The sequence below is a fragment of the Pseudomonas sp. OTU5201 genome, from assembly GCF_038440135.1.
GTDB lineage: Bacteria > Pseudomonadota > Gammaproteobacteria > Pseudomonadales > Pseudomonadaceae > Metapseudomonas > Metapseudomonas resinovorans.
On the sequence record NZ_JASATC010000061.1, the window covers coordinates 16,433 to 27,245 of the forward strand.

At 64.3% G+C, this 10,813-nt stretch carries 9 protein-coding genes; 7 read left to right on the forward strand and 2 right to left on the reverse strand.

Annotated elements, in window-relative coordinates:
• Positions 1-5 precede the first annotated feature (5 nt).
• The 3 genes from AAHM40_RS25260 to AAHM40_RS25270 all read left to right on the forward strand — a co-directional run bounded on the left by AAHM40_RS25260 (position 6) and on the right by AAHM40_RS25270 (position 3,749).
• Positions 6-608 (forward strand): LysE/ArgO family amino acid transporter, encoded by a 603-nt coding sequence (locus AAHM40_RS25260; protein WP_342247142.1) that lies wholly within the window; start codon positions 6-8, stop codon positions 606-608.
• Positions 609-813: 205 nt separating this feature from the next.
• Entirely contained in the window at positions 814-1,395 is a 582-nt protein-coding gene (gene sodB / locus AAHM40_RS25265) for a superoxide dismutase [Fe] (RefSeq protein WP_028628711.1), read from the forward strand.
• Between the two features lie 287 nt (positions 1,396-1,682).
• Positions 1,683-3,749 (forward strand): putative bifunctional diguanylate cyclase/phosphodiesterase, encoded by a 2,067-nt coding sequence (locus tag AAHM40_RS25270; protein WP_342247143.1) that lies wholly within the window; start codon positions 1,683-1,685, stop codon positions 3,747-3,749.
• A gap of 122 nt (positions 3,750-3,871) precedes the next feature.
• Here AAHM40_RS25270 and AAHM40_RS25275 read toward each other — a convergent pair whose 3' ends face one another.
• Together AAHM40_RS25275 and AAHM40_RS25280 are read right to left on the reverse strand one after the other, a co-directional pair.
• Positions 3,872-4,777 carry a GIDE domain-containing protein gene (locus tag AAHM40_RS25275; RefSeq protein ID WP_342247144.1) on the reverse strand — a complete coding sequence of 302 codons (906 nt, stop codon included), beginning with the start codon at positions 4,775-4,777 and terminating at the stop codon, positions 3,872-3,874.
• A 1-nt stretch (position 4,778) separates the two neighbouring features.
• Entirely contained in the window at positions 4,779-5,351 is a 573-nt protein-coding gene (locus AAHM40_RS25280) for a LemA family protein (RefSeq protein ID WP_342247145.1), read from the reverse strand.
• A gap of 201 nt (positions 5,352-5,552) precedes the next feature.
• On the opposite strand from AAHM40_RS25280, the gene AAHM40_RS25285 reads away from it, so the two are divergent.
• The 4 genes from AAHM40_RS25285 (at position 5,553) to AAHM40_RS25300 (ending at position 10,789) form a co-directional block, all read left to right on the forward strand.
• Positions 5,553-6,887 carry an imelysin family protein gene (locus tag AAHM40_RS25285; protein ID WP_342247146.1) on the forward strand — a complete coding sequence of 445 codons (1,335 nt, stop codon included), beginning with the start codon at positions 5,553-5,555 and terminating at the stop codon, positions 6,885-6,887.
• Positions 6,888-7,190: 303 nt separating this feature from the next.
• Positions 7,191-8,618, forward strand: coding sequence for a di-heme oxidoreductase family protein (locus tag AAHM40_RS25290; RefSeq protein WP_342247147.1), 1,428 nt, complete (start codon positions 7,191-7,193; stop codon positions 8,616-8,618).
• A 10-nt stretch (positions 8,619-8,628) separates the two neighbouring features.
• Positions 8,629-9,693 carry an imelysin family protein gene (locus AAHM40_RS25295; protein WP_342247148.1) on the forward strand — a complete coding sequence of 355 codons (1,065 nt, stop codon included), beginning with the start codon at positions 8,629-8,631 and terminating at the stop codon, positions 9,691-9,693.
• Position 9,694: 1 nt separating this feature from the next.
• A complete protein-coding gene (locus AAHM40_RS25300) occupies positions 9,695-10,789 on the forward strand; it encodes a DUF1513 domain-containing protein (RefSeq protein ID WP_342247149.1) in 1,095 nt (364 codons plus the stop codon).
• The last annotated feature ends 24 nt before the right edge of the window (positions 10,790-10,813 follow it).

Genomic DNA, 10,813 nt, shown 5'->3' on the forward strand with positions numbered 1-10,813 from the left:
GCAACATGTGGCAGAGCTACCTGAACGGAATACTCGTGGCTGCGGGCCTGATCATTGCCATTGGTGCGCAGAACGCCTTTGTCCTCGCCCAGAGCCTGCGCCGCGAACACCACCTGCCCGTGGCCGCCCTCTGCGTGCTGTGCGATGCGCTGCTGGTCAGCGCCGGCGTCTTCGGCCTGGCCACCTTGCTGGCGCAGAACCCCATGCTGCTGGCCATCGCCCGCTGGGGTGGCGTGGCCTTCCTGCTCTGGTACGGCGTTCAGGCGATGCGCCGCGCAGTGAGGCCCGGCATCCTTGACCAGTCCACTGAAACCGGGCCGCGCTCGCGTCGTGCGGTGTTGCTGGCGGCCCTGGCGGTGACCCTGCTCAACCCCCACGTTTACCTGGATACCGTGCTGCTGATCGGCTCCCTCGGCGCCCAGCAGACGGTCCCTGGCGCCTACGCCCTGGGCGCGGCGAGTGCGTCGCTGGTATGGTTCTTCGCCCTCGCCCTTGGCGCCGCCTGGCTCGCCCCCTGGTTGGCGCGACCGACCACCTGGCGCCTGCTGGACCTGGCGGTGGCGATGATGATGTTCGGCATGGCGGCACAATTGATGAGCGGAATCTGAACAGCTCAGGGTCAGACGGGATAGGCCTGCCAGAGCCGCTGGCGAAGGTTTAACCACACACTTGCTGCGTGGTTAAGCCCTATGCCCGGTGCTATGATCCGGACTTCGCGGCAAAAAAGAGTACGAACTCACAGCCGCAATTCCGGCCGACCGTGAACGGCCCCGCGCCTGGCGCAAAAATCCCGACCTGATGAAGGAGATAGACATGGCTTTCGAATTGCCGCCGCTGCCTTACGAGAAGAATGCCCTCGAGCCGCACCTGTCCGCCGAGACCCTGGAATTCCACCACGGCAAGCACCACAACGCCTACGTGGTGAACCTGAACAACCTGGTTCCGGGCACCGAGTTCGAAGGCAAGAGCCTGGAAGAAATCATCAAGACCTCGTCCGGCGGCATCTTCAACAACGCAGCCCAGATCTGGAACCACACCTTCTACTGGAACTGCCTGACCCCGAACGGCGGTGGCCAGCCCACCGGTGCCCTGGCTGACGCCATCAACGCCGCTTTCGGTTCCTTCGACAAGTTCAAGGAAGAGTTCACCAAGACCGCCATTGGCACCTTCGGCTCCGGCTGGGCCTGGCTGGTGAAGAAGGCTGACGGTTCCCTGGCTCTGGCCAGCACCATCGGCGCCGGCGTTCCGCTGACCAGCGGCGACACCCCGCTGCTGACCTGCGACGTCTGGGAACACGCCTACTACATCGATTACCGCAACCTGCGTCCGAAGTACGTAGAGGCCTTCTGGAACCTGGTCAACTGGGACTTCGTAGCCAAGAACTACGCTGCCTGAAACCCGCTCCAGCGGTAAGAGAAACCCGGCCATTCGCCGGGTTTCTTCATATTTGGGCGTCGTTCGTCGTCTTGTTGCCATACAAGGGAAAAATTGTCAGACACCCCCTCAAGCTCGGACTGGTTCGCACCGACATAAAGATGAGGGGGAGACCAATGCGCCGGTCGCTGGAGTGGATCGACGCAATGAATAGTGGCATTCACATACTGGCCCTTTGACGGCCAGAGCCTGTTTGCCAATACTCACACCCGTCTGGCGCCTGGCGGCATCGAACAAGGAATCTCCATTTGAAGCTGGATCTCAAACACAGCTTGTCACTGAAGCTGTTGCGCGTGGTGCTGCTATCCGCACTGGTTGTGGGTGTGGTCTTGAGTTGCGCGCAGATCGTGTTCGATGTCTACAAGACGCGGCAGGCGGTCTCCAACGACGCCAACCGGATACTCGGCATGTTCCGGGATCCCTCGACCCAGGCCGTCTACAGCCTGGATCGCGAGATGGGCATGCAGGTGATCGAAGGCCTGTTCCAGCACGAATCGGTGCGCCACGCCTCCATCGGCCACCCCAACGAGCCCATGCTGGCGGAGAAAGACCGGCCGCTGATGGAGCGGTCGACCCGCTGGCTGACCGACCCCATCCTCGGCAAGGAACAGACTTTCACCACCCAACTGGTCGGCCGCAGCCCCTACAGCGAGTACTACGGCGACCTCAGCATCACCCTCGACACCGCCCCCTACGGCGAAGACTTCGTCACCAGCTCGGTGATCATCTTCATATCCGGCGTTCTGCGCGCCCTGGCCATGGGCCTGGTGCTCTACCTCGTGTACCACTGGCTGCTGACCAAGCCCCTGTCGAAGATCATCGAGCACCTCTCCAGCATCAACCCCGACCGCCCCAGCGAACACAAGCTGCCCATGCTCAAGGGCAACGAGAAGAATGAACTTGGCCTGTGGATAACCACCGCCAACGACCTGCTGGCCTCCATCGAACGCAACACCCACCTGCGCCGCGAAGCCGAAAACAGCCTGCTGCGCATGGCTCAATACGACTTCCTGACCGGCCTGCCCAACCGCCAGCAATTGCAACAGCAGCTGGACCAGATCCTTGAGGACGCCGGCCGCCTGCAACGCCGCGTGGCCGTACTTTGTGTGGGCCTGGATGACTTCAAGGGCGTGAATGAGCAGTTCAGCTACCAGACCGGCGACCAACTGCTGATCGCCCTGGCCGACCGCCTGCGTGGGCATAGCGGCCGCCTTGGCGCGCTGGCCCGCTTGGGGGGCGACCAATTCGCCCTGGTCCAGGCCGACATCGAGCAACCCTATGAGGCCGCCGAACTCGCCCAAAGCGTATTGGACGACCTGGAAGTCGCCTTCTCCCTGGAACAGCAGGAAGTGCGCCTGCGTGCCACCATCGGCATCACCCTCTTCCCCGAAGATGGCGACAGCACCGAGAAGCTGCTGCAGAAAGCCGAACAGACCATGACCCTGGCCAAAAGCCGCTCGCGCAATCGCTACCAGTTCTACATTGCCAGCGTCGACAGCGAGATGCGCCGCCGCCGCGAGTTGGAAAAGGACCTGCGTGAAGCCCTCACCCGTGGCGAGATGCACCTCGTCTACCAACCCCAGGTGGACTATCGCGACCATCGCGTGGTGGGCGTCGAGGCCCTGCTCCGCTGGCAGCACCCGCAGCACGGTTTCGTGCCGCCAGACCTGTTCATTCCATTGGCCGAGCAGAACGGTTCCATCATCCCCATCGGCGAATGGGTGCTGGACCAGGCCTGCCGCCAGCTTCGCGAATGGCATGACCAGGGCTTCAGCGAACTGCGCATGGCCATCAACCTCTCCACCGTGCAACTGCACCACGCGGAGCTGCCGCGTGTGGTGAACAACCTGCTGCAGGTCTACCGCCTGCCGCCACGCAGCCTGGAAATGGAAGTCACCGAAACCGGCCTGATGGAGGACATCTCCACCGCCGCCCAGCACCTGCTGAGCCTTCGTCGCTCCGGCGCGCTGATCGCGATCGACGACTTCGGGACCGGCTACTCCTCGCTGAGCTATCTGAAGAGCCTGCCGCTGGACAAGATCAAGATCGACAAGAGTTTCGTGCAGGACGTGCTGGAAGACGAAGACGACGCCACCATCGTCCGCGCCATCATCCAGTTGGCCCGCAGCCTGGGCATGCAGGTGATCGCCGAAGGCGTGGAAACAGCCGAGCAGGAGGCCTACATCATTGCCCAGGGCTGCAACGAGGGTCAGGGTTACCTGTACAGCAAACCCCTGCCCGCCCGCGAACTTACCCTTTACCTCAAGCAGGCCCGACGGCTGACCAACGCAGCGTCCAATCCCGCTACGCTCTGACGCCCCGTAGTCCCAGCGGGGCCATTAGGATGCGGTAGAGCGCAGCGAAACCCATCGCTCCGAACCGCGCCTCATATCACCGGGTCAACCTGAGCCGAAACGGTGGGCTGAAGCCCACGCAATTACAAAAGCCCCGTCACCCTGAGCAGATACACGGTCGCCACCGCTCCGCCGACGCAAAGCACTGCGCCAAGCAGTGCCTGCCAACGGAACTGCCGCGCGAGCACATCCTCGCCGTGACTGGACAGCAGGAAGGGCTGTGACTCCGGCGGACGGCGCATCTGGTTCACGGCAGGCGCCGCGCTGGTGTGGCGATGGCGGTCTTCGGCTTCGAGGCTGGCGGCCAAGCGCACACGCGACCACTCCGCATCGTCCAACTGACCATCGCCATTGCTGTCGAAGCGTTGCAGCAAGCCGGCGAAATCGCCTTTCCACTCGCGGATCACCGCCCCCTGGGCCGAGGTCAGATCCAGCCCCCCGCGGCCACCGCCGCTGGTACGGAAATCGCCAATGGCATACAGCGGCTCGTCGGCATGCAGGCGCTCCTCGGTGTAACGGTACTCACCGTTGGACAGCCAGCCACTCAAGCCACCAGAAACCAGGGCACCACGAGGATGACGCTGATGGCCTTTCCAGACCTCGCGGGTCGACGGGCGAACTTCGGCACCGCGCGGATCGATCAGGCATTCACCCGTGGCGTCGACCAGACGCAGCCAGGCATCGCTGACGCCACTGTCCACCACCCGCCAGCTCTTGTTCTTGCCGCTCTCGCTGTATTCCTCGATGCGATAGCGCCACCAGAGGCACGGCTTGCCCGTCAGCGGCGCGGCCAACTGGCCCTCACCGCAGGAATGGAGCAGGCCGTACAACTCCACATAGCCCTGGGCAGCGGAGCGGATCTTCGAAGTCGGGGTATCCAGCAGCAGCCGCGCCTGGGCCAGGCGGCGCAGGCACCACCAGCCGCCGCCGGCAAAGGCACCGAGGCTGAAGCCCAGGCTGACGGTGAGCCCGGCGATATCCACAGCCATATCAGCCGAACAGGCTCTTGAGGTCGACGTCGGCTTTCTCGGCTTCGCTGAACTCCAGCAGCTCGGCAGCCTTGAAGCCGAACAGACCGGCAATGATCACGTCCGGAAATTGCTCGATGCGCACGTTGTTCAGGTTCACCGCCTCGTTGTACAGCTCACGACGGTCGGCGATGCCATTCTCCAGGCCGCTGATGCGCTGCTGGAGGAACTGAAAACTTTCGTTGGCCTTGAGCTGCGGGTAGTTCTCCGCCAGGGCAAACAGCTGGCCGAGGCCGGCACGCAGGCCGCTCTCGGCCTGGCCGAGGGCACCGATATCGCCCTTCTCGCGGGCACTGGCTACCGCATTGCGAGCCAAGATCACCCGCTCGAGGGTGGTGCGCTCGTGCTGCATGTACTGCTTGCAGGTTTCCACCAGTTTGGGCAACTCGTCATGGCGCTGCTTGAGCAGTACCTCGATGTTCGACCAGGCCTTGCCCACCCCATGCTTGAGGCGCACCAGCGCGTTGTAGAGGATCACCGCATAAGCGGCGACCAGTAACAGGACCACGATCAGGGCAACGCTGGTCAGACTCATGCAGGCTTCTCCTTCAGCTGCGGATCATCAGGGTTATGGCGATTCTAAGGGTGATTGACCCAAGACGCGGAGACCTTGGACACAGCTGTTGCAAAACGCCCGACATCAGCCTTTCCAAAAATGAAAATCTTTCGCATTATGTGCCGGTTTTCATTTGCGCAACTACACATTGCCATCACTCAGAAGCAAAGGACCTCGCACATGATTCGTATGCCCCTGGCCACCGCCAGCCTACTCGCCGTCGCCATCTCCCTCGCTGGTTGCGGTGACGACAAGAAAGAAGCTGCAGCACCGCAAGCCGTTGCTCCGGCCGCCACCGCCGCGGCCCCGGCTGCCACCGCCAAGGTCGACGAGGCCGAGGCCAAGAAGGTCGTTGCCCACTATGCCGACCTCGCCCTGGCCGTGTTCACCGACGCCCACGCTACCGGCGTAAACCTGCAGAAGGCCGTTGACGCCTTCCTCGCCAAGCCCGACGCCGACACCCTGAAGGCCGCCCGCGAAGCCTGGCTGGCCGCCCGCGTTCCCTACATGCAGACCGAAGTGTTCCGCTTCGGCAACCCGGTGGTGGACGACTGGGAAGGTCAACTGAATGCGTGGCCGCTGGACGAAGGCCTGATCGACTACGTTGCTGGCGATTACCAGCACGCCCTGGGCAACCCCGGCGCCACCGCCAACATCGTCGCCAACACCACCATCCAGGTCGGCGAAGACAAGATCGACGTCACTGAAATCACCGGCGAGAAGCTGGCCAGCCTGAACGAGCTGGGCGGCTCCGAAGCCAACGTCGCCACCGGCTACCACGCCATCGAATTCCTCCTCTGGGGCCAGGACCTGAACGGCAGCGGCCCAGGCGCCGGCAACCGTCCCGCCACCGACTACGTGGTCGGCGAAGGTTCCACTGGCGGCCACAACGAGCGCCGTCGCGCTTACCTGAAAGCCGCCACCGACCTGCTGGTCAGCGACCTGGAATACATGGTCGGCCAGTGGAAAGCCGGCGTTGCCGACAACTACCGCGCCAAGCTGGAAGCCGAACCGGCTGACTCCGGTCTGCGCAAGATGCTCTTCGGCATGGGCAGCCTGTCCCTCGGCGAGCTGGCGGGCGAGCGCATGAAGGTCGCCCTGGAAGCCAACTCCACCGAAGACGAGCACGACTGCTTCAGCGACAACACCCACAACTCGCACTTCTACAACGGCAAGGGCATCCGCAACGTCTACCTGGGCGAGTACAAAAAGGTCGACGGCACCACCCTGACCGGTCCGAGCCTGTCGTCCCTGGTCGCCAAGATTGACGCCCAGACCGACACCACCCTGAAGGCCGACCTGGAAGCCACCGAAGGCAAGCTGCAAGCCCTGGTGGACAGCGCCAACAAGGGCGTGCACTTCGACCAACTGATCGCCGCCGACAACACCGCCGGCCAGCAACTGGTGCGCGATGCCATCGCTTCCCTGGTCAAGCAGACCGGTGCCATCGAGGATGCCGCCGGCAAACTCGGCATCACCGACCTGAAACCGGACAACGCCGATCACCAGTTCTGATCGACGCAGCGGTAAACAGGAAGCGGATGCGGCCCAGTGCCGCATCCGCTTTTTTGTGGCTGATGGTTTTTGCTGATCCGGGGGGCGACTCCTTGTAGGGGCGAATTCATTCGCCAAGGGCGGCGCAGCTGCCCCTGCGGGTCCGATAGACAGGCCTTCGGCCTGCTTGGCGATGGAAATCGCCCCTACAGAATGAGCATCACAAGCCGTTCCAGAATGTAAGGCAAACGCAAATCCCTCTTATTCAGAGCCCCCAGTCCTGATAAGCTTGCCGGCCTGTTTATTGCCGACCGGACCCCGCCAATGCTCGCTCCAACGGCCTTTCGCCGCCTGTCGCCGCTGCTGCTGACCCTTGGCCTCAGTGCCTGTGACGACGCGCCGCGGTTCACCCAGGCCGAACCCGGCGAGCACCTTTCCGGCGGTGCGGCAACGGTCCGCCAGTTCGACCACAACGCGTTTTCCATGTCCTCGGCCAACCTGACACCCTCGCGCAGGCTGGATTTCAGCGTGGGCAACAGCTTTTTCCGCAATCCTTGGGTAATCGCGCCCTCCACCACCACGGCACGCGACGGCCTCGGCCCCCTGTTCAATACCAATGCCTGCCAGAACTGCCACGTGAAGGACGGCCGCGGCCACCCGCCGGAACCGGGCGCGAGCAACGCCGTATCGATGCTGGTACGCCTGTCGATTCCGGCTGATGCCTCGGCCGAGCACACCCGGCAACTCGAACGCCTGGGCGTGGTGCCGGAACCCGCCTACGGCGGTCAGCTGCAGGACGTGTCCATTCCCGGCATCGAGCCCGAGGGTAAGGTACGGGTTAGGTACGATCCCGTTCCGGTGACCTTTGCCGACGGCACGACGGTGGAGCTGCGCAAGCCGCGCCTGGAGATTTCCCAGCTCGGTTATGGCGCGATGCATCCCGATACCCTGTTCTCTGCCCGCGTCGCCCCCCCCATGATCGGCCTGGGCCTGCTGGAAGCCATTCCCGAAGCGGCGATCCTCGCCAACGCGGACCCGGACGACGCTGATGGCGATGGCATTCGCGGCCGTGCCAACCAGGTCTGGGACGATGTTGCCGGCAAGGCGGTGCCCGGTCGCTTCGGCTGGAAGGCCGGGCAGCCAAACCTGAATCAACAGAATTTTCACGCTTTCTCTGGTGATATGGGCCTGACCACCAGTTCCCTGCCGAAAGACGATTGCACGGCGGCGCAGACCGCCTGCAAGGCCGCGGTGAATGGTGGCGAGCCGGAAGTCAGCGACAACATCCTGTCCCTCGTACTGTTCTACACCCGCAACCTGGCCGTACCGGCCCGTCGCGACGTGGACAGCGCGCAGGTGCTGGAAGGCAAGGGCCTGTTCCACCAGGCTGGCTGCCAGTCCTGCCATACCCCGAGCTTCACCACAGCGGCCGATGCCGCCGAACCCGAACTGGCCAACCTGGTGATCCGCCCCTACTCCGACCTGCTGTTACACGACATGGGCGATGGCCTGGCCGACGGGCGCGCCGAGTTCCAGGCCACTGGCCGCGACTGGCGCACCCCGCCACTCTGGGGCATCGGGCTGACCGAAACGGTGAGCGGACATACCCAGTTCCTGCACGATGGCCGTGCCCGCAACCTGCTGGAAGCCATCCTCTGGCACGGCGGTGAAGCCGAGGCCGCGAAGCAGAAGGTCCTGAACTACGACGCCGGGCAGCGTGCCGCGCTGCTGGCTTTCCTGAATTCCCTATAAGGAGCCCCGCATGTTCCGTCCCAAACTGCTGTTCACCAGCCTCGCCGCCCTTGCCCTGGGTGCCTGCGCCCCGCAGGACCCGCAGGCGCAGACCGCCGCGGCCCTGGCCAAGGACGTGATCCTGCCGACCTACAGCCGCTGGGTCGAAGCCGACCGCCAGCTTGCCTCCAGCGCCCTGGCCTTCTGCTCCGGCAAGGAAGACCTGGCCAAGGCCCGCGCCGACTTCCTCGCTGCGCAGAAAGCCTGGGCCGAACTGCAGCCGCTGATGGTCGGCCCGCTGGCCGAAGGCAACCGCGCCTGGCAAGTGCAGTTCTGGCCGGACAAGAAGAACCTGGTCGGTCGCCAGGTGGAGCAACTGGTCAAGGCCCAGCCGCAGGTCAATGCCGCAGCCCTGGCCAAGGCCAGCGTAGTGGTCCAGGGCCTGTCCGCCTATGAATACATCCTCTTCGACAGCAACCTGGACATGGCCGACAGCACCCAGAAGGCGCGCTACTGTCCGCTTCTGGAAGCCATCGGCGAGCACCAGCAAAGCCTGGCCGAGGACATCCTGGCGCGCTGGAACAGCAAGGACGGCATGCTCGACCAACTGAGCAAATTCCCCAACCAGCGCTACGCCGACTCCCATGAAGCCATCTCCGAGCTGCTGCGGGTCCAGGTCACGGCCCTGGACACCCTGAAGAAAAAGCTCGGCACCCCGTTGGGCCGCCAGACCAAAGGCCTGCCCCAGCCGATGCAGGCCGAGGCATGGCGCAGCGAGAGCTCCCTCTCCAACGTCGCCGCTGCCCTGGCCAGCGCCGAAACGCTCTGGCTGGGCACCGACAAGCACGGTATTCGCAGCCTGCTGGGCGACGACCAGAAGGCCCTGGCCGAGAAGATCGACGCCGGTTATGTCGAAGCCCGTGGCAAGCTCGATGCGCTCAAGCAACCGCTGGGCGTGCTGCTCGCCAGTGAAGAAGGCATGAAGCAGGTCAACGACTTCTACGACAGCCTGGACCGCGTGCAACGCCTGCACTCCGGTGAACTGGCCAAGGCCCTGGGCGTGCAGCTCGGTTTCAACGCCAACGACGGTGACTGACATGCTCCGCCGCCAGGTCCTCACTCTCGCCAGCCTGCTATTCGGTGCCGTCGGCCTGGGCGGCTGGACCCTCAGCCGCAAGGGACAATCACCCTTGCTGCTCTCCGCCCGCGACGACGCCGATGGTCATCACTACGCCGTGGGCTACCACCTCGACGGCTCCCAGGTGTTCGCCACCCGCGTCGCCCAGCGCTGCCACGACATAGTCGAACACCCCAGCGAGCCCGTGGCGCTCTTCGTCGCCCGCCGTCCGGGCACCGAGAGCTACCTGGTGGACCTGCGCGACGGCCGCCTGCTGCAGACGCTGACCTCTCGCGAGGACCGCCACTTCTACGGCCACGGCGTCTGGCACCGTGACGGCGAATGGCTCTATGCCACCGAGAATGACACCACCGACCCCGGTCGCGGCATGCTTGGCCGCTACCGCTATCAGGACGGCCGGCTGATCCATGAAGACGAGCTGTCCACCCACGGCCTGGGCCCGCACCAGGTTTCCTGGATGCCCGATGGCGAAACCCTGGTGGTCGCCAATGGCGGCATCCGTACCGAGGCCGAAAGCCGTGTGGAGATGAACCTCGACGCCATGGAACCGAGCCTGGTGCTGATGCGCCGCGACGGCAGCCTGCTGTCGAAGGAAACCCTGCCGCAGCAAATGAACAGCATCCGTCACCTGGCCATTGGCGCCGACGGCACCATCGTCGCCGGCCAGCAGTACATGGGTGATGCAATCGACCGTGCCGACCTGCTCGCCATCAAGCGCCCCGGCCAGCCCTTCCAACCCTTTCCGCTGGAGGACGAACAGCGCCTGGCGATGCTCCAGTACACCGCCAGCGTCGCCATCCATGACGAGCTGCGCCTGGTGGCCCTGACCGCACCGCGTGGCAACCGCTTCTTCATCTGGGACCTGGACAGCGGCGCCGTTCGCCTGGACGCGCCGCTGCCGGACTGCGCCGGTGTCGGCGCGGTGAAGGACGGCTTTGTCGTCACCTCCGGCCAGGGACGTTGCCGCCTGTACGACTGCCGGGGCGACCAGTTCATCGCCACGCCGCTGCAACTGCCAGCGAGCTTTTGGGACAACCATCTGCACCTGGCCTGATCGGCCGGCGCAAACCATAACCTG